Origin of the sequence: Streptomyces sp. CGMCC 4.7035 (genome assembly GCF_031583065.1) — a bacterium.
GTDB classification, from domain to species: Bacteria; Actinomycetota; Actinomycetes; order Streptomycetales; family Streptomycetaceae; genus Streptomyces; species Streptomyces yaanensis.
This window is the reverse complement of record NZ_CP134053.1, coordinates 3,715,317-3,733,372: the sequence shown is the minus strand read 5'-3', so window position 1 is coordinate 3,733,372 and position 18,056 is coordinate 3,715,317. Positions and strand designations below refer to the sequence as shown.

Here is an 18,056-nt window from a genome sequence, read left to right as displayed (position 1 = left end):
GCACAGTTGATTGCCTCTCCCGGACCGCTGCCCCCGCTGCCGTTGCGCAGTGCCGAAGGGGGATGGAAGGCTGGATGTGGCACCGACGCGGGGGACGTGCCGTAACCATCCGTTTCGGGCAGGCACAGCCCGCACCGGACGGTCCCGATGTGTGCCGTCGTGCAGGCGGCACCCGGGTTCCGTCCCACCACCTGGAGGTACCCGTGGACAGCACCGAGGGATGGGGAGACGACGTCTACCAGCCCGATGGATCCGAGGTGCAGGACGACGCGGGGCTGCTCGACGCCGAGGACACCCTGCTCTCCGACGGGGTCAGTGACCCGCTCGATCGGGGCTGGTCACCACCGGAGCGCCCCTGGGCGGTGGAGCACGTGGGCGTGACGGCTGCCGAGAGGCACCGCGGCGAAACGCTGGACGAGCGCCTGGCCGAGGAACTCCCGGACGTCGGCGTCCCGGACGGCGACGGCATCGGAGACTACGCCGACGGTGATGGCGAGCCCTTGGACAACGAAGTGGGGGACGCCCGCTCCGGCCGACTCGTCGCCCCCGACGAAGGGGCGCACGAGGACGAGGAGAACGGCCTGATCGCCAGCGATGTCGGCATCGACGGCGCGGCGGCCTCGGCCGAGGAGGCGGCCGTGCACATCGTCGACGAGGACACCCTGTTCGGCTGACGCCGCCCGTCCCCGCGCCACCCAAGGAGCAGCCATGCAGCAGGACCAGCACCCCGACTATCACCCCGTCGTCTTCCGCGACCGGGCCGCCGGTTACGCCTTCCTCACACGGTCCACCGCGACCAGCGACCAGACCATCGAGTGGGACGACGGCGAGACGTACCCGGTCGTGGACGTCGAGATCTCCTCCGAGAGCCACCCCTTCTACACGGGCAAGGCACGGACGGTGGACTCCGAGGGGCGCATCGCCCAGTTCGAGCGGCGGTACGGCAGTGCGGGGCAGGAGGCCGGCGGGGGCGGGGCGGCCTGAACCGGCCGACGGGACCTAGGGCCCCGGCCGCACGGCACCTGGCGGCTGCCGCTGCCGCATCGGGGGTGCATCCGGGGCGCACAGATGAACGGCTGGAGTCCGGGCGGCCTCGTGAACCGCGGGGCCACGAGCACGCTCCGAACGGGTTCGTCCCAGGAGCACGCTTGGATGGCGCCGTCCTGAGCACGCTCCAGGAGCGTGCTCAGGTCAAGTCGCGCGCTCAGATGAAGTTGAGCGCCGCCGCGCAGCCCACCCCGCCGAGCACCATGAACACCGGCATCAGCACCTTCAGCTCGACCCAGCTCCCCGCCCGGAACCGCATCGCCTTCGGCGGGCCCAGCGGGTACCAGCGCTTGCGGCCCACGGGTATCGGCCACAGGATCGGGCAGCCCGAGACGGTCAGCGCGTCCCCGATGTCGTGCACCACGGCGCCCAGGACGATCGGGAGTCCGAGCCACAGGTACTCCTGGCCCGGCGCGGTGAACAGCCAGTCCGAGCCATTGCCCGGCTTGTCCAATATGCCGGCGAGGATCCATGCGCTCGTCGCGGCCAGCAGCCACACCAGCACGTCGCTGCTCGAACCACGCGCCGCCCGCCACAGCAGGCCCTCGATGGCCAGCACCATATGCACGAAGAGAATGGCCAGCACCGCCCAGCGGCCCCCCGTGATGGCCACCACGGACGTACCCGCACCGATCAGCACCGCCCACAGCCAGGTGTGCGTCAGCGTACGGTGACCACCCGACCGGCGCGCGTCGCCCGGCTTCCTGGTCGCCTTGTAGACGGCGTACGACAACTTGTCGACGACCTCGCACAGCCAGCGGGACAGGGGGCCGAAGGCCCGCGAGATGGTGGCCGCCTTGTGGTCCAGGTCCGGGGCCAGCGCGGCACCCGCGCAGATCAGCGCGCCGACGAGGAGGACCGGCCAGGGCATCGGGTGACCCGCGGCGGCCGCGGCCGCCCCGACCCCGAGCCAGGCAGCGGCCCCCGACAATGAGTGTGCTGGTCCCATCATGGCCGCTTCCCGCCCCATTCCTCTTGTAGTGGTGCCCGGTTGTCAAGGTGCGCCGGCACTTGGCCGGCGCCACAGCGTAGCGTTCGTGATCTTCGGACTTGCATCCGATTCCCCCATCGGGGGCGCGAACAGGCAAGATGGGGGCGTGACCCTTATCGATCAGCTCCCGCAGACCGCAGACCCCGACGCCCTCTACGAAGCCTTCGAGTCGTGGGCCGGGGAGCGCGGCCTCACCCTCTATCCGCACCAGGAGGAGGCGCTGATCGAGGTGGTCTCGGGAGCGAACGTGATCGTTTCGACCCCCACCGGCTCCGGCAAGAGCATGATCGCCGCGGGCGCGCATTTCGCGGCGCTCGCCCGGGACGAGGTCACCTTCTACACCGCGCCGATCAAGGCGCTCGTATCGGAGAAGTTCTTCGAGCTGTGCAAGCTCTTCGGCACTGAGAACGTCGGCATGCTCACCGGCGACGCCTCCGTCAATGCCGACGCCCCGGTGATCTGTTGCACGGCCGAGGTACTGGCGTCCATCGCGCTGCGCGACGGCAGGCAGGCCGACGTCGGCCAGGTCGTGATGGACGAGTTCCACTTCTACGCCGAGGGCGACCGCGGGTGGGCCTGGCAGATCCCGATCCTGGAGCTGCCGCAGGCGCAGTTCATCCTGATGTCGGCCACTCTCGGTGACGTCTCGATGTTCGAGAAGGACCTGACCCGTCGCACCGGCCGCCCGACGGCGGTGGTGCGCTCGGCGACCCGTCCGGTGCCGCTCTCCTACGAGTACCGGCTCACCCCGCTCACGGAGACCCTCACCGAACTCCTGGAGACCCGGCAGGCCCCCGTCTACATCGTCCACTTCACCCAGGCACAGGCCGTGGAGCGGGCCCAGGCGCTGATGAGCATCAACATGTGCTCGCGCGAGGAGAAGGACGAAATCGCGGAGCTGATCGGCAATTTCCGCTTCACCACCAAGTTCGGGCGCAATCTCTCGCGTTATGTGCGGCACGGCATCGGCGTCCATCACGCCGGCATGCTGCCCAAGTACCGCCGCCTGGTGGAGAAGCTGGCCCAGGCCGGTCTGCTGAAGGTCATCTGCGGCACGGACACCCTGGGCGTCGGCGTCAACGTCCCCATCCGCACCGTGCTGTTCACGGCGCTGACCAAGTACGACGGGAGCCGGGTGCGCACCCTGCGCGCCCGTGAGTTCCACCAGATCGCGGGCCGCGCCGGGCGCGCGGGCTTCGACACGGCGGGCCTTGTCGTGGCGCAGGCGCCCGAGCACGTCATCGAGAACGAGAAGGCGCTCGCCAAGGCCGGAGACGATCCGAAGAAGCGCCGCAAGGTGGTGCGCAAGAAGGCACCGGAGGGCTTCGTCGGCTGGACGGAGAACACCTTCGAGAAGCTGATCGCCTCCGAGCCGGAGCCGCTCACCTCCCGCTTCCGGGTCACCCACACGATGCTGCTGTCGGTGATCGCCCGCCCGGGCAACGCCTTCGAGGCGATGCGCCATCTGCTGGAGGACAACCACGAGCCGCGCAAGCAGCAGCTGCGGCACATCCGGCGCGCGATCGCGATCTACCGCTCTCTGCTGGACGGCGGCATCGTCGAGAAGCTCGACGAGCCTGATGCCACCGGCCGCATCGTGCGCCTGACGGTCGATCTCCAGCAGGACTTCGCGCTCAACCAGCCGCTGTCGACTTTCGCGCTCGCCGCGTTCGAACTCCTCGACCCGGAGTCCCCGTCCTACGCCCTCGACATGGTCTCCGTCGTCGAATCCACGCTGGACGATCCGCGACAGATCCTGGTCGCCCAGCAGAACAAGGCGCGCGGCGAGGCCGTGGCCGCGATGAAGGCGGACGGTGTCGAGTACGAGGAGCGCATGGAGCGCCTCCAGGACGTTACGTACCCCAAGCCGCTGGAGGAGCTCCTCTTCCAGGCGTACAACACGTACCGCAAGAGCCACCCGTGGGTCGGGGACCATCCGCTGTCGCCGAAGTCGGTCATCCGCGACATGTACGAACGGGCGCTGTCCTTCACCGAGTTCGTCTCCTTCTACGAGCTCGCCCGCACCGAGGGCATCGTGCTGCGCTACCTGGCCAGCGCCTACAAGGCCCTCGATCACACCGTCCCCGACGACCTGAAGTCGGATGACCTGGAGGACCTGATCGCCTGGCTCGGCGAGATGGTGCGCCAGGTCGACTCCAGCCTGCTGGACGAGTGGGAGCAGCTGGCCAACCCGGAGGAGATGACGGCCGAGGAGGCCCAGGAGAAGGCCGACCAGGTCAGGCCCGTCACCTCCAACGCGCGCGCCTTCCGCGTCCTGGTCCGCAACGCCATGTTCCGCCGCGTGGAGCTCGCCGCCCTCGACCAGATCGAGGAACTCGGCGAGATGGACGGCGAGGCCGGCTGGGACGCCGAGGCCTGGGGCGCTGCCATGGACAAGTACTGGGACGAGTACGACGAACTCGGCACCGGCCCTGACGCCCGCGGCCCGAAGCTCCTGATGATCGAGGAGGAGCCGGAGAACGGGCTGTGGCGCGTCCGGCAGACGTTCGCCGACCCCAACGGCGACCACGACTGGGGCATCAGCGCCGAAGTCGATCTCACGGCCTCCGACGCGGAGGGCCGCGCCATCATCCGGGTCACCGACGTCGGTCAGCTGTGAGTACAGGAGAAACCCACCGATGACGAACCCAGCCGAGAGGCTCGTCGACCTGCTCGACCTGGAGCAGATCGAGGTCAACATCTTCCGTGGCCGCAGCCCTCAGGAATCCCTGCAAAGGGTCTTCGGCGGCCAGGTGGCGGGCCAGGCACTGGTCGCCGCCGGCCGCACCACGGACGGCGAACGGCCGGTGCACTCGTTGCACGCGTACTTCCTGCGCCCGGGCATCCCGGGCGTACCCATCGTGTACCAGGTCGAACGGGTCCGTGACGGACGGTCCTTCACGACCCGCCGGGTCACCGCCGTACAGCGGGGCCGCACGATCTTCAATCTGACCGCCTCCTTCCACAAGCCTGAGGAGGGGAGCTTCGAGCACCAGTTGCCGCCGGCCCGCACGGTGCCGGACCCGGAGTCGCTGCCGACGGTGGCGCAGGAGGTCAGGGAGCATCTCGGCGCACTGCCCGAGACGCTGGAGCGAATGGCCCGGCGTCAGCCCTTCGACATCCGCTATGTGGACCGGCTGCGCTGGAGCGCCGAGGAGATCAAGGACGCCGAGCCGCGCAGCGCGGTGTGGATGCGGGCTGTGGGTCCGCTCGGGAGCGACCCGCTCGTCCACACCTGCGCGCTCACGTACGCGAGCGACATGACGCTCCTGGACGCCGTCCGCATCCCCGTCGAACCGCTGTGGGGGCCGCGCGGCTTTGACATGGCGTCCCTGGACCACGCCATGTGGTTCCACCGGCCGTTCCGCGCGGACGAGTGGTTCCTGTACGACCAGGAGTCGCCGATCGCGGTGGGGGGCCGGGGCCTTGCCCGGGGCCGCATCTACAACCTCGAAGGGCAACTGATCGTGTCCGTGGTGCAGGAGGGGCTGTTCCGCAAACTGGGCTGACCTGGGGTTTTACCGATAGCCGACCGGCCCGCGTCACGTCTTGCGACGCTCTGCGGGCCGGTCGCTACGACGTTCTTGCCGAGAACGAAGCACGGGTCGTGGCCTGAGGCGCACCCCACCGCGTCTCATCGCGTTTCGTTGCAACCCACAGCGATTGTGCCAATAGTGTGCCGGCGAAGACGCATGGTCTAGTCCACTTCGCCCGACGCCCCGCCTTCCCGATCTTCACTGAGGGCATCGATGATGCGCTGCACCATCTGCTCCCGCTGACCGTGGATGCACTTGTAGTACGTGTCCATCAGGATCGCCACGCTGTGGCCCGCCATCTCGGCCACCTCGGCGGCGGGGACACCAGAGTTCAGCCACAGGGAGACCGCGGCATGAAGCAGGTCGTACGGCCTCCTCGCAAGGAGGGAGTCCACGAGATGTGGCGGGAAGGCAATGCGCCGCGCCTTGTGCCAGACATCGAGGTATCGCGTGGAGTCCAACCGGCCTCCGCTCGGACTGCGGAAGAGCCGACCGTCCTCCGCCGTCCCGAACTCGTCGACGTACGCCCGCAGTATCTGAACCAGTTCAGGGGAAACCGGTACCAGACGTACGTCGCCGCGAGCCCGATGCTTGAGCCCTCGCCGCTCGTGCTTTCGCCCGTCATCCGTCCACGCGGAGCCGGCGCGTGTGCTGGCCTGGTGCAGCGTGAGGAGGCCCGGCCCCTTCTTCGGGAGCTGGCAATCCTGAAGTCTCAGCTCGACCGCCTCTTCCGGCCGCAGGGCCGCGAAGTACAAGGTGGCGAAGAACGGCATGAGGAGTCGCCCTCGCCCGTGCGCCCAGGTGCCGACGTAGGTGACCGCGGTCAAGAGTTCTCTGGCCTGCCGTGGACTCACCACCACGCGTGGGTCCCAGGGCGGTTTCAAAGTCTTGTGGATCAAGGATCCGTGCTGGTCACGGCATCATGACGATGGGGTCGCGGGCCGCCACGCATGCAACGAAGCTCCGGTTGATGCCGGTGACCTACCAAGTCGCCTGTATCGCCCGGAGCTTCGATGTGTCGTCAGTCTGCCACCGTGTGTCTGGTCAAGTCGCCCTCGCGTCAGCACCGCGTGATCGGCGACCTGCCGTCCCGGCTGGCGACCTTGCCCGATCCCCGTGACCGGCGCGGAAGGCGTCACCCGTTCGTGAGCGTGCTGCTGACGGCCTGCTCCGCCGTCATGTGTGGGGCCCGGTCCTTCGCGGCGATCGGGCAGTGGGCGCGAAACGCTCCGCAGGACACCCTGGCCCGGCTCGGCGCCCGGACGGTGTCCGCCTTCACCGTGTGCGTCGCGCCGAGCACGGCGACGATCCGCCGGATCATCAACCGAGTCTGCCCAGGTGGCCTCGCCGACCTGCTGGGAAGCGACCCGTCCGGCGCCGACACCCTGGCCGTGGACGGCAAAAGCGCCCGTGGCTCCCGCCACGGTGACACCCCAGCCGCGCATCTGCTCGCCGCCATGACCGGTGGCGGACTGACCGTCACGCAGTTGCGAGTCCCGGACAAGACGAATGAAATCACCTGCTTCGCCAGCCTGTTGGCCCCGTTCGACCTGACCGGGGTGACCGTGACGGCCGATGCCCTGCACGCCCAGCGCGGCCACGCCCGCTTCCTCGTCGAGGAGAAGAAGGCGCACTACGCGCTGTGCGTGAAGAAGAACCAGGCCGGTCTCTACGAGCGGCTGCACATGCTGCCCTGGAAGGAGGTGACCGCGAAGTTCTACGACCGCACCGAGGGGCACGGCCGAAAGGAGACCCGCGTGGTGCAGGTCCTGACCGTCGATGACCTCGACTTCCCGCACGCCACACAGGTCGCCCGGGTCGTACGCCACCGCACCTGCCTGAAGACCGGCAGGCGCAGCCGCGAGACGGTTTACGTCATCACCGATCTGACCAGCCGGGAAGCCTCCCCACAGCGGCTCGCGAAGATCATTCGTTCGCAGTGGGTGATCGAAAACCGGCTCCACTTCGTGAGGGACACTGCCTTCCGCGAGGACGCCTCCAAGGTGCACACCGAGCATGGCCCGGAGAACATGGCCACCTTGCGGAGCTACGCGATCAACTGCCTCCGTGCCGCCGGGCACCACAACATCGCCGCCGGACTCCGCGAGATGTCCTACGAGCCGTTCACCCGTCCCCTGGCACTCCTCGGACTCCGCTGACCAGCACAGACGCGCGAACAGTCAGACTTTGAAACCACCCTGGCGTGGGTCCACCTGGCGAGTGAGACGTGGAGCACGTCCGCCAATCCTGCTGAGAGGGTTTTCCGGTAGGTCGCCCTTTTCCACCGCGTATTCGAGCGCGTTGTGAAACACAGCCCGGATCCGTTGTGAGTGACTGGGACTCGCAGGCGTTCCGTCCAGACGGAAGCTGATGGACCGCAGGACATGACGACCGACATCAAGGTCCTTCAAATCCGCCACCGGCCGCGAGTGTTGCGCGACCCACTCCAACGCGGCTGCCACGTCGACTTCCGGTGCTTCACTCCGCGCTGTCAGCCGGAAGGCCCAGTGAGTCAGGGCCCGACGCACTACTTGCGAGTCCGGCGCCACCACACCCCTTTTAGGCTCGACAAGCAGTTCAGTTGTTATACGAGCCAGCGCGGAAGCCGTATTCTTACGCGTATTTGCCGCCGCACCCGACCATTTCATCTGTGCGTAGGCGCAAGCCAATTGATACCACGTCAGCGCCTCCGTCTCCGGCTGCATCGACACAGGGAGCCCAGTCTCGGTATCGAAGACCTCGCCACGGTTCGCAGCAGCGACAAGATTGATACGGAAGAGCTCGGCGTGGGCAGAGGAGCGGTAGGAGGCATAGAAGGCTTTTCCGTCAACAGCCCAACGAACCTGATACGGCTTCGGCCGACCCTTTCTATTTTGAGTTTTCCAAAATTGGACGTTCGCGATTCGCAACTTCCACCATCAATACAGAGGGGTTAGGTCCACAAGCATGAGACTTATGTCCACGTGGGGCGAGCGCTCAGCTTTCTAGGCTGTCAAACCAGTTCTTCAAGTCACTCCGCCGGATGCGAACTTGCCCGTTAGGAAGTCGCATCGTCTGCGGCCCACGGCCAGTTGCCCGCCAGCGGTGAAAACTCGATCGATGAATATTTCCGCCCAGGAGCGCCAGGACTTCGGTGATGGTCAACAGGTCGTCAACGGGTTCGGCCACGTGCGGCATTCCTTCCACTGATGCATGCAGCCGCGCGATAGCACGCGGCACGATCCACTGCGTCCGCGCGGCCCCACCGCCAAGCACAGCCGAGTGCGAACGACAACAATGATCTGGAGGATTCCCGGTTTCGCTAACCGGGGAACGTCGCCTATATTGCGCACCTCGACGGCGGCCAGGGTGCCAAGCGGTACCCCGGAAAAACCAATGTCCTGCCGTCGGTCACCATGACAAGGAATGCCTGATCGATGAGCCGGTCTGAGGTCACGCTTTGCAACGCGCTCAACCGGAGCAAGCTTGACGACCTGCCAGAACTCCGCACCGGGTAGGCGGCGATGTGCGTCAAAGCTGCGCCAGCGCGACGGTAGACGCGTTGCACCAGGTCTTCGGCAATGAGTCCGGTCGGGCAGCCACAGAGACACGCCGCGGTGGCCAGGACGACGTGGGCCTAGCGTTGCTGGGCGGTGCAGGCGTTGAGGACGTGAAGGGTGAACCGGATCGGGACCGTGAGATGTATAGCCGAAGCATGCCGTCGGACAGGTGGGCTCCTTGGGTCGGACCTCAGGGGAGGCAAGGCTCGGTGCGCAGGCCAGCCAGCATCAGGACACAGGCGTCGGCTGTGTTCGCCACGGCCCGAATGCCCGTGCCTCTTCGCTGACCTGGTGGTTTTTGGGGACGTTGTACGTTGACATGGTCCCAGCGGTAAGTTCCAGTCCTTTGGGCCTCTTTCTCGTCTGCTGTGGGCGAATCGGGGTGAGCGTCGACATCGGCTGCTACATCAGAGAGCGTGCAATTCTTATCGGTCTGGTCACGCAAATGCCCTGCCCAAGGGCGTAGCGCCGGAAGTCGGCGTCCCTCCGCAGGCTTCCTTCGATGCGCGGCCCGGATCGGCGTGGCATGCCTGTGCCCCACCCTTGATCGTGTGCGGACGGCCTCTGGTCAGCTAGGCAGGAAGCGTTCGGCTCCTTTGCTGTCAGCGGCATGTAATTCCCCACTTCCGACCGCTTGAGCGTCACGTAATTCCCCACCCTCGCGGTCACCATTCCCCATGGGGACGGTGGACGCGGCCAGTGCTGGTGACGGCGCCAGCCCGGTCCACCTGAGCCGCACGTCGGCGGCGCGTGCGTCTGCTGGACCAACGGCCGGATCCTGGAGGACTACCGCCTCGCTGTCCGGCCACTGCCCGAGGCGTAACCCCGCACGGCCGTCAGAGGCCAGCCTCGGTGAGGATGCGGTCCATCTGGGCCCGCGGCAGCACGGGGTTGGCCGCTGCGTCGTCGGCGACCCTGGGTTCCGGGTCCGCCAGCAGCCGCTCCAGCAGTTCCGCGGTGACGTTGGGATGCCGGGCCGCGCCCGCGCGCAGAAACCCCTCCTCGGAGTCTGCGAACCGCCGCAGCACCGACACGGGCAGCTCGGGGTCCTCCAGAGCGAGGACGCGCACCCGCGGGTCCGGCTCGTCCACGAAGCCGCGCAGTGCCTGGCGCGGGAAGTTGGGGTGGTCCACCAGCAGCGGTCGGATGTGGAAGACCTCGCCGTGGGCGCGGAGTAGCCGGACCAGGACCTGCGGCGGTGTGTCGGGGCGGCGGGCGGCGGCACGGCGGACGGACACGTCCGGGTCGTCGTCAAGGCGCTGCCAGGCCTCGTCCGGTAGGTCCCGGCCAGCTGCCAGAACTCGGCGGAACACCGCGTGCGAGCAGTCGAGGTAGGTCAACCGCTCGGCGAGCGGAGCGTCCCGGAGCCAGTTCGGCTCGTACGGGGACCAGTCGAGGGCGACACAGGCGTCGACGCTGCCGGCCGCCTTCTCGGCCTCCACCAGCGCGAGCAGCCGGTCCCGGGTCTCGGGGGTGACGTGGCGGCTGAAGGCCACCGCGATGCGCACAGACGGGTCCACCCTGTCCTGCAGCTGAACCACCATGTCGGCGGTCAGGTTCGGGTTGCCAGCCACTGCATGCAGCACGGTTTCGTCCCCGACCTCCAGCAGCCGGGCGAACTGGTCCGGCGTCAGCGGGAGACGACGCGCGACGTTGGCCTGGACGGCCGGATCGGCGAGGCAGCGCGCGTAGTACTCAGGAGGAACCCCAGGGTGCTCGGCCTTGGTGGCCGCGGCCCGCACCCCCGGGTCCGGATCGGTGAGCAACACCAGTTGCACGGCCATCGGCCGGTCCCGCCAGGCCTCCGCGACCATCGCGCGCAGCTTGGGATCCGAGGCGGCAGCAAGTTCCGCCGGTGGCCGGCCGTAGGCCTCGACCAGATTTTCGATACCAATCGGCACCCCGCGCTCCACCATGGTCCGGATGAAGTCCGCATGGGCGTCGCGGATCGCCGGGTCGGGATGCTCGGCGATCCGGTGGCGCATCGCCGGGGAGATTCGGCCTCCGTGTAGGAGCACCGCCGAATCCCTGCCGCCGTGCGTCAGCAGGGCCTCGACCACCGCGTCCGGCAGCTGCCCCTTGCGCGTCACCAGCCCGTGGCGGCCAGCCCTGTGCGTGGCCAGGCGCACCAGGACGTCCGCCGGAGCGGCCGGGTTCCGCCCCAGCCCGGACAGCCGCGGCTGCTTGAGATTGACCATGCGTCCACGCTAGCCGAGCCGCGGCAACGGCCCTCGCCATGCCTACGCTGACGTCACGTCAATCGCTCCAGCAGCGAACGGCACGGGCGCCGCTGCTCATTGCAGGATGCTCTCGTGTGCCGAGGCTCAGTATTTGTCACCGACGTAGCCGGATGACGTGGTGAGTGGGATCGGTCGGAGCTGTCTGGTTGGCACAAGCGAGGCAAGCAGCTTGTCACACACCCTCACGCGGCAGCATTTATTTCACCGGCTACGGGACGGTGTGTGACAGGCCCGACAGCTCATTGGATCAGGTCGGTGTGCGGATGCTCGGGGGAGGTCGGGCAGACGTAGAGCTGCATGTTGTCGGTGCTGCCGACTTCCACGTTGGTCGGCTGCGCAGGGTCCTGGCCGGCGCGATGACCGGCGGCATAGGCGGCAGCTTCGTCCTCGTATGGCGCCCAGCCGCGCTTGCCGTAGTCCCATTCGAAGGAGGCAATGGTCAGCAGCGGGACCATCTGCACCTCGCAGACACTGCAGAATCGAGGGTTGGGGTCAGTGCGGCCCCACGGGGGCCAGCCGCCGACCTTCCAGCCGGGAGCGTTTGCCAGATTGCAGTCATAGAACTCCGCCGGATAGCTCGCGTACGAGCTGTCCACGCCGGCGCCGGCGGCCTGCCATCTGCTCCAGTCCCCCACCATCAGCCGCATCTCCGGGCTGAGATCGAGGCTGTGGGGATACTCGGTGATCGCTTCTGGTGCCAGTCGACAGGGCTCCGGCACGTAGCCGTCCCAGTCCGCCTCGTACGGGTCCGGCGGCAGAGCCAGGACATCGTCGACATCAGCCGCGGATCGCCAGAACAGCGCAGTCGCGGGCTTCGCATACGGTTCGTGGTCGTAGGGACACCACAGCACTTGGAGCACGTCGGCTTCCCCGGGCGGCCGCAGGAGAGGGACATCGCCCACGTACAGCTGGGCGACGGGCAGCATGGGGACCGGACTCTCCGCGGGCCAGAGAGGGCCGGCTTCGAGTCGTTCCATGAACGTTGCGTCGTTGCGGTGCTGGATCGCCGTCTCCTCCGGCGTGGAGTGAGGACCTTGGGGATCACGGTGGAGTCGGGCTCGTCGGCGCCTGTCGAGGCGTATGTCTGCCGGCGACTTGCTCCGTCCGGTGCCGGGTGCCCGGCTTCGCAGTGCGGCCACGGCTCCTCGGCGGGCCACAGCAACGGGCCACCGACAGAGCTGTCCCGTACCGAGGGCGACCCGGCACGTGGATGCAGCCGAATCGCCGCACGCGCCAACGGAGCCAGCTCAGGAAAGACCGCGGTGACGTCGACAGGCCGCGGCGGAGTAGTACGTACGAAGACCATGCCGGCGATCTTGCCACCGGCCGCTGACAGGCCGCTGCCGCCTTGACCGGCGTCGTTGGCGTCGGTGCTCAGCTGGTCAAGTCCAACGCACGCAGACTGGGCCACGGTGACAACAAGCCTGCCTGTGTGACACCTATCGTGCTTCGGCTCACCGACTGTGCCGAGGCTCGGTAGTTGTCACCGACGGCACCGCATAGGCTGCACAGAAACCAGGTCGAAGCAGCCGGACTGTCACCAGAGAGGCGCTGGAGTTGTCACACATAGCCGATCACTGGTCTTCCTGTCGCCGGGGCGCAGTGTGACTCGCGACGACCTCATCGCCATGCTCCGCGATCAGACGCCGGCATGCGGGCCTGCACGTAACGCCCTGATCGCCGGGGCTGACTTCGTCGTCTGGGACGGCCTGGTCCCGGCAAACCGGCACGCAGGCGTCTTCCGGCGTCGAATGCACCACTCCTTGAAGCGTGGCCACACGATCGATGGCCTGGCCGACAGCGTCGACATCCTTCTGCGAGCCGGGGAAGAGCCGCTTCGTACCGGATCCATCGACGCGGTGGACAGGTCATCCTGGTTCTTGATCTTCCTGAACTCCACGGCGACAGTAGTGGTGGCCTGCTGCGGCGGACGCCGATCCACCACCATGGAGTCGGCCGACACCCCCGAGTCCGGCGCCCAACCTCGCAGGTGACAACAAGCCTGCCTATGTGACAACTATCGCGCTTTGGCTCAGTGAGCCAGGTATACCAGCTCTCCCGCGTGGGCTGCTCAAAAGTTGAAGTCGATGTAATCCACGTCGGTGAATTCCACCTCAACCCCCTTCGCTCGTTCACCGAAATTCCCGAAGTAGGCGAGTCCGAGAGCCTGCGCAACCAGCTCTTGCAACTCAGCTTCGGTCGCGCCTCGCTCGCGGGCGGCGAGAATGCGGCCCGCGTAGTCCGGGGAGACGGTCTGCCGGATGAGCCGCGGGCGCGGGTCGTCGGTGGAGCCGAGCGCGGCCCGAAACCCGAACCGGGCCCGCGCGGTGATCAGCAGTCCGCCGGTGGAGGCGGCCTGCTCGCGGACCCGGGCGCGAACCCCCGGCTGCCAGTCCCGCGCGGCCCTTCGCGCGGGCCAGGAGGAACCGCATCTTCGCGCCCGCGCCCTTCGGCACCGGCCGGGTGAACTGCTCCCGCTCCGCGGCCTCCAGGCCGTCATGGATCTGCCCCCGCGACCATGCCGGTGGACGTGCCGTGGGGCGGGGTGCGGGCAGGGCACTGTCGTCGTGATCGCTCGTCATCCCCGTACGGTCCGGCGGTCGGCCTGTGGACAGTCGCCGCCGGATCGCCGACCGCTATCCACAGGCCAGGCGACCGAGCCTGTCCGGGAGGGTCGCCGTGACCGGCACGGCGGCCGCCAACGAGCAGGAGACGCTGATGCCGTACCTGGTGCCGCCCCGCACACCGCTGACTCCCGAGCAGGTCGACCGTGCCTTCGCCTACCTATGCGACGAGTTCGCCTATGCCGCCACCTACAACAGCGGCGGCATGCCGGCCCCCGACGGACTCAACCCCGTCTCCTCGGGTAATCAGTGTGTGCAGACATACTCACAGCGCACCCAGACCGATGTGTGGCACTTCTATGACGACATGCGCCAGGAGGCGCCAACGTGGAAGGAAGTCTGCGGACGCTCCACCATGTCGAACTGGATGAACACGCAGTCCATGCAGCCATTCCCGTCGCAGTTCACGCAGCCGAACCGGATGCTCGAAAAGGACGCCTACTGGTACTACGCCCCCGAATTCTCCGGGTACAGCGCAACCGCAGCGACCGTGAAGTGCACGGTCAAGTGACCTGAACAACCTGTGGGGGCGGTGCGCACCGACTACGGTGGCGCCGCCCCCGCTCCTTTCCCGACAGGAGATGCTGCTTCATGGCCGACGGCCTTCAGTGGCTCGAATACCCGGTGCCGCTCCCCGGCGGCTACTGCACCATCTTCACGCGCGGTATCGATTCCGAAGACCTCGTACGCCGGCTCGTTTCTGGTGCCGAGCCCCGCTTCATCGGCCTGCGCACACACAAAGCATTCGAAGCCGACCTATTCCAGCTCGACCGCAGCAAGCCCGTGGACACGACCGTGGGCGTCCGCTACGGATCGGTCGGTGACCTTTCTTTCTCCATCGGCTACGGCCCCTGGCAGGAGACCCTCAGCCAATTCGACACTCCTGAGATCTCTCACGGAGGTGCGCATACATACGAGCTCTATTTCATGGCCGAGCACCCGAACGTCCCTCCCCCACATTTCCGTTACAACCATGACGGTGTGTACGAAGTGATGTGTGATCTCAACAACGACGACTGGGTAGGAGTCGTCAATGTCCTTGGGAACAACGCCGAGCTGGTCGCCGCACTGGAAGCCGACAAGCGGCGACCCATGGAGATCCTGGAACAGCGGTTCGGTCTGACCCTGCCGAAGGAAGCGATCCTCACCGGTACCCTGCCCGCCGCCATCATCAAAACCTGAGAGTGCGGAACGTGAGCTCTTGTCCGTTTCGTGGTTGAGGTTGGGGAAGGACCGCTGATCGCGGGTGGGGGGGTGGCCCTCAGGCATCGGGGCGGGCGAACAAGCCGGGTTTGGGCTCGATGAGGATGCCCCGGCTGACCAGGCGTTTCAGTTTGGAGCGGATGCCTTCGGTGTTCTTCGGGAGGATCGGCAGGTCGAGGGCCTGGCAGAGATCGCGGGCGCGCATCGGCCGGCCCGCGTCGGCCAGGGCGGTGAGGATCTGCTGGTAGGCGGGATGGTCAGGGATGCCGGGGCGGTCCGGCTCGGTGGCGGGTGAGGGCAGGGCAAGGGCGAGGAGGGTCTTGCGGGTGATGCGCACTGGCCGTGGACGTGCTGGGCCTCGTCATCGACTGCGTCGGGGTGCTCCCGTCCCGTACGCCATCGACCCAGGCAAAGCCGAGCAGACGCGGCCCATGGCGTCCAGGTCGTTCGTACAGTGGCGCGCTCCACCTGGACGCCATGAACCACGTCCGCTCCACGGTGTGTGGGTCGACGGCGTACGGGACGGGAGCTGGGGAGGGTTGTTGGTTAAGGAAGTGGGCGGCTAAGGCGTGCCGTTGCCTTCTCGATTACCACCCGCGAGCTGGCCCACCGTCATTACGATGATGCCGACCAACAGAATCATGCTGCCGGTCAGGGTGCCCCACAGCCGGGTATCCGAGTCGCTGATCACCAGCCCGCAGACCGCCTGCCAGCACAGCGCGAAGGCCACCACCAGCTGGCCCCAGCCATAGAGGCGAGGGCCGCGAACGTGGCGACGGTTTATGGGGAGCACCCAGCCGCGGGCAACCGCCGCCACGCCGGAGGCGGCGATGAGCAACGCCAGCAGAACAAGAGGTATGGCGAGGTAGAGCTTCATGATCCCTCCCCTGCGCGCCAGGCCCACGCCGGACGCCAGCGTGATCATGGCACCCGCCGCGCCGCCCGTCCATAGGCTTCCCCGCGTCCCTCATGATCGACCGGACAAGTCCCAGTACGCTGTGTTGGATTTGTCAAGAGCGCCCCTCTTCACTGACACCAGTACCTGACACCAACAGGGCCGGACAGCGGCGGACACCGCCGAACGTCGACGGACAGCCAGTCGAGGCGCGAGACGAGTTGACCGACGTTCCAAGGGCCCCATGATCGACCTGATAAGGATGAGGCCACAGATTCAAGTTCACGATCGCCGGGGGGATGCGGCGCATGACGGAGTACACGTGGCCGAATGGCGTGGATGATCCGACGTCCGAGGACATAAGACGCGCCTGGCCAGCGACCCTGACCGCACTGCCAGTGGGCGCCCGTGTGACCGGCAGGGTCATCGGCCGGCAGCCCTTCGGCGTGTTCGTGAAGATCGATGGGGCGCCGTACGCCCTGGGCCTGGCCGAGATCGGTGGCTCACCGCCTGGAACTGTCCCTCCCCCGCTGGGGTTCGTGATCAGTGGGAGCGTTGTCGACCATGCGGAGCACAACTGCCAAGTCAAGCTCAGGCTCGATGACTGGGGAGACGAGCGCGAACCCCTCCCACTGACAATTAACGAGCGCCTTGCCGACCGCGAGGCCCTGAGCGGCTTTCTGAGGCGTCTGCGGGAGGACTTCGAAGCGAGCGGCGACCAGTGGGAGAACCGGACGCTAAACAGCTTCCTGGAGGCTCTGGAAGCGTGGGTGGGCGACGCCCCGGGGTGGTACGCGAACCACGGCCAAGAGCTACCGGCCGGCGGTGACTGGACGTTCATAGCTCGGGCCCTGAGTGCAGCGCGGTTCTACGAGTGACAACGTGCCCCCTGCGTGCCCGATGAGGAAGCGGCCGACGGGGAACAGCGGGGAGTCCGGGCGAACGGTCCGAGAACCCACAGGTCAGCGTCTCGCCAGGTCAGGTCGGGTGTGCGTACGCGATCTTCCAAACTGGCGCTCCGGCCGTGGCTGCACCACCTGTGCGACCGCGCGCGCCGCAAGACGTATGGTTTCGCTCGTGAAGGCTCCCTGGATAAGTCGTGGTGGTTCTTGGTTCGCTGCATGGGCCATCACCACATTGCTGTTCTGGTTGCTGGGGAAGGTGACCGACGAACCAGCAGGTTGGATGGCATCTGGAGTCTTCGCCCTGTTTGCACTGGTTGTTGGCGATTTGTCCCCACGATGGCACCGCTACCGGCGATCAAGAAAGCAGGCCCGTGCGCGCTCAGCGACAGCCAGCGAATAACGAAGTCGGTCGCCCCGGGCCGTCTCTGGGCCGTCCGAGGACGCACAACGATGGCCAACGCTGACAACCGTTGACGGCACAGCCTCAGGTCACAGGGTTGATCACTCACGAGACCCCAGGTGGGCAGGGCTTCGCACCACTTCCAGAAGTACTGATCACACCGCCCCTATAACGGAGGTTACGACTGCACAGGTCTGACCAGGTGGAAGACCTCCCGGGCCGCGTAGCGCTTTAGTCTTCGGACTATCTCGCGCCGGGTCTTGCCCTCCTTGCTGCGACGTTCGTAGTACTCCTGGGTGCGCGGGTCGACGCGCAGGCGGGTCTGCACGATCCGGTGCAGGGCCGCGTTCGCCTGCCGGTCGCCGCCCCGGTTGAGGCGACGGTACTGCCGACTGCCCGAGGAACGCTCGACCGGGCTGACCCCGCACAGCGCCGCGAAAGACGCCTCACTGCCCAGGCGTTCCGGGTTGTCCCCGATCGTGATCAGCAAAGTGACGGCTGTGTCCGGACCGATGCCCACCACCTCGAGCAGCTGCGGAGCGTGGCGCTCCACCAACCGGGTCAGGCGGCCTTCCAGGTCCTGGACCTCGTCGCTGAGCTGCCTGATGCGCCGGGCCAGGAGTCCCAGGATGACGTGGGCGGCGTGAAGCACCGCTCCCCCGCCGGTCTCGTGGTC

18 protein-coding genes and 1 pseudogene are annotated in these 18,056 nt (G+C 67.3%); 9 read left to right on the top strand and 10 right to left on the bottom strand.

Translation table 11 applies throughout. The annotated features are described in order from the left end of the window. The first annotated feature begins 203 nt into the window (after positions 1–203). Together Q2K21_RS15920 and Q2K21_RS15915 are read left to right on the top strand one after the other, a co-directional pair. A complete protein-coding gene (locus Q2K21_RS15920; RefSeq protein ID WP_310771246.1) occupies positions 204–674 on the top strand; it encodes a DUF5709 domain-containing protein in 471 nt (156 codons plus the stop codon). Positions 675–708: 34 nt separating this feature from the next. After that, positions 709–984, top strand: coding sequence for a type B 50S ribosomal protein L31 (locus Q2K21_RS15915; protein WP_310771244.1), 276 nt, complete (start codon positions 709–711; stop codon positions 982–984). A gap of 220 nt (positions 985–1,204) precedes the next feature. Here Q2K21_RS15915 and Q2K21_RS15910 read toward each other — a convergent pair whose 3' ends face one another. Then, entirely contained in the window at positions 1,205–1,999 is a 795-nt protein-coding gene (locus tag Q2K21_RS15910) for a metal-dependent hydrolase (protein WP_310771242.1), read from the bottom strand. Positions 2,000–2,144: 145 nt separating this feature from the next. Between Q2K21_RS15910 and Q2K21_RS15905 the strand changes: the two genes are divergently transcribed. Further along, positions 2,145–4,658 (top strand): DEAD/DEAH box helicase, encoded by a 2,514-nt coding sequence (locus Q2K21_RS15905; protein WP_310771240.1) that lies wholly within the window; start codon positions 2,145–2,147, stop codon positions 4,656–4,658. Positions 4,659–4,677: 19 nt separating this feature from the next. Beyond that, a complete protein-coding gene (locus Q2K21_RS15900) occupies positions 4,678–5,547 on the top strand; it encodes an acyl-CoA thioesterase (RefSeq protein WP_310771238.1) in 870 nt (289 codons plus the stop codon). 188 nt (positions 5,548–5,735) lie between these two features. On the opposite strand, the gene Q2K21_RS15895 is transcribed toward Q2K21_RS15900, so the two are convergent. Next, a complete protein-coding gene (locus Q2K21_RS15895; RefSeq protein ID WP_310771236.1) occupies positions 5,736–6,347 on the bottom strand; it encodes a hypothetical protein in 612 nt (203 codons plus the stop codon). 240 nt (positions 6,348–6,587) lie between these two features. Here Q2K21_RS15895 and Q2K21_RS15890 point away from each other — a divergent pair, with 240 nt between their 5' ends. Then, positions 6,588–7,733: an ISAs1 family transposase gene (locus Q2K21_RS15890; protein ID WP_310768341.1), complete on the top strand. Its 1,146-nt coding sequence runs from the start codon at positions 6,588–6,590 to the stop codon at positions 7,731–7,733. Positions 7,734–7,754: 21 nt separating this feature from the next. On the opposite strand, the gene Q2K21_RS15885 is transcribed toward Q2K21_RS15890, so the two are convergent. The 4 genes and pseudogenes from Q2K21_RS15885 to Q2K21_RS15870 form a co-directional block, all read right to left on the bottom strand. Further along, positions 7,755–8,483, bottom strand: coding sequence for a hypothetical protein (locus Q2K21_RS15885; protein WP_310771234.1), 729 nt, complete (start codon positions 8,481–8,483; stop codon positions 7,755–7,757). A gap of 67 nt (positions 8,484–8,550) precedes the next feature. Continuing rightward, complete coding sequence (locus tag Q2K21_RS15880; protein ID WP_310780992.1) at positions 8,551–8,679, bottom strand: helix-turn-helix transcriptional regulator; 129 nt, start codon at positions 8,677–8,679, stop codon at positions 8,551–8,553. Positions 8,680–9,949: 1,270 nt separating this feature from the next. Continuing rightward, entirely contained in the window at positions 9,950–11,311 is a 1,362-nt protein-coding gene (locus Q2K21_RS15875) for a hypothetical protein (RefSeq protein ID WP_310771232.1), read from the bottom strand. Between the two features lie 281 nt (positions 11,312–11,592). Further along, positions 11,593–12,659 (bottom strand): annotated as a pseudogene (locus Q2K21_RS15870) (hypothetical protein). Positions 12,660–12,957: 298 nt separating this feature from the next. On the opposite strand from Q2K21_RS15870, the gene Q2K21_RS15865 reads away from it, so the two are divergent. Further along, on the top strand, positions 12,958–13,347 hold the full coding sequence (locus tag Q2K21_RS15865) for a hypothetical protein (RefSeq protein ID WP_310771230.1): 390 nt from the start codon (positions 12,958–12,960) through the stop codon (positions 13,345–13,347). 77 nt (positions 13,348–13,424) lie between these two features. Here the strand turns inward: Q2K21_RS15865 and tpg are convergent, their stop codons facing one another. Continuing rightward, the gene (gene tpg / locus Q2K21_RS15860; protein ID WP_310771228.1) at positions 13,425–13,853 is read right to left on the bottom strand and encodes a telomere-protecting terminal protein Tpg; all 429 of its coding nucleotides are present in this window, start codon (positions 13,851–13,853) and stop codon (positions 13,425–13,427) included. A 107-nt stretch (positions 13,854–13,960) separates the two neighbouring features. Between tpg and Q2K21_RS15855 the strand changes: the two genes are divergently transcribed. Together Q2K21_RS15855 and Q2K21_RS15850 are read left to right on the top strand one after the other, a co-directional pair. Further along, the gene (locus tag Q2K21_RS15855; RefSeq protein WP_310771226.1) at positions 13,961–14,488 is read left to right on the top strand and encodes a hypothetical protein; all 528 of its coding nucleotides are present in this window, start codon (positions 13,961–13,963) and stop codon (positions 14,486–14,488) included. Between the two features lie 80 nt (positions 14,489–14,568). Further along, complete coding sequence (locus Q2K21_RS15850; protein ID WP_310771224.1) at positions 14,569–15,159, top strand: hypothetical protein; 591 nt, start codon at positions 14,569–14,571, stop codon at positions 15,157–15,159. Between the two features lie 79 nt (positions 15,160–15,238). Here Q2K21_RS15850 and Q2K21_RS15845 read toward each other — a convergent pair whose 3' ends face one another. Together Q2K21_RS15845 and Q2K21_RS15840 are read right to left on the bottom strand one after the other, a co-directional pair. Then, on the bottom strand, positions 15,239–15,517 hold the full coding sequence (locus Q2K21_RS15845; RefSeq protein WP_310771222.1) for a hypothetical protein: 279 nt from the start codon (positions 15,515–15,517) through the stop codon (positions 15,239–15,241). Between the two features lie 225 nt (positions 15,518–15,742). After that, complete coding sequence (locus Q2K21_RS15840; protein WP_310771220.1) at positions 15,743–16,057, bottom strand: hypothetical protein; 315 nt, start codon at positions 16,055–16,057, stop codon at positions 15,743–15,745. A 326-nt stretch (positions 16,058–16,383) separates the two neighbouring features. On the opposite strand from Q2K21_RS15840, the gene Q2K21_RS15835 reads away from it, so the two are divergent. Beyond that, positions 16,384–16,953 (top strand): DUF7660 family protein, encoded by a 570-nt coding sequence (locus Q2K21_RS15835; RefSeq protein WP_310771218.1) that lies wholly within the window; start codon positions 16,384–16,386, stop codon positions 16,951–16,953. 605 nt (positions 16,954–17,558) lie between these two features. Here the strand turns inward: Q2K21_RS15835 and Q2K21_RS15830 are convergent. Then, the gene (locus tag Q2K21_RS15830) at positions 17,559–18,032 is read right to left on the bottom strand and encodes an IS110 family transposase (RefSeq protein ID WP_310771216.1); all 474 of its coding nucleotides are present in this window, start codon (positions 18,030–18,032) and stop codon (positions 17,559–17,561) included. Between the last annotated feature and the right edge of the window lie 24 nt (positions 18,033–18,056).

Excerpts from the sequence above, each read along its gene's own strand:
- Q2K21_RS15915 (WP_310771244.1), top strand. The coding sequence starts at position 709 with ATGCAGCAGGACCAGCACCCCGACTATCACCCCGTCGTCTTCCGCGAC.
- Q2K21_RS15910 (WP_310771242.1), bottom strand. The coding sequence starts at position 1,999 with ATGATGGGACCAGCACACTCATTGTCGGGGGCCGCTGCCTGGCTCGGG.
- Q2K21_RS15900 (WP_310771238.1), top strand. The coding sequence starts at position 4,678 with ATGACGAACCCAGCCGAGAGGCTCGTCGACCTGCTCGACCTGGAGCAG.
- Q2K21_RS15895 (WP_310771236.1), bottom strand. The coding sequence starts at position 6,347 with ATGCCGTTCTTCGCCACCTTGTACTTCGCGGCCCTGCGGCCGGAAGAG.
- Q2K21_RS15890 (WP_310768341.1), top strand. The coding sequence starts at position 6,588 with ATGTGTCGTCAGTCTGCCACCGTGTGTCTGGTCAAGTCGCCCTCGCGT.
- Q2K21_RS15875 (WP_310771232.1), bottom strand. The coding sequence starts at position 11,311 with ATGGTCAATCTCAAGCAGCCGCGGCTGTCCGGGCTGGGGCGGAACCCG.
- tpg (WP_310771228.1), bottom strand. The coding sequence starts at position 13,853 with ATGACGGCCTGGAGGCCGCGGAGCGGGAGCAGTTCACCCGGCCGGTGC.
- Q2K21_RS15850 (WP_310771224.1), top strand. The coding sequence starts at position 14,569 with ATGGCCGACGGCCTTCAGTGGCTCGAATACCCGGTGCCGCTCCCCGGC.
- Q2K21_RS15840 (WP_310771220.1), bottom strand. The coding sequence starts at position 16,057 with ATGAAGCTCTACCTCGCCATACCTCTTGTTCTGCTGGCGTTGCTCATC.
- Q2K21_RS15835 (WP_310771218.1), top strand. The coding sequence starts at position 16,384 with ATGACGGAGTACACGTGGCCGAATGGCGTGGATGATCCGACGTCCGAG.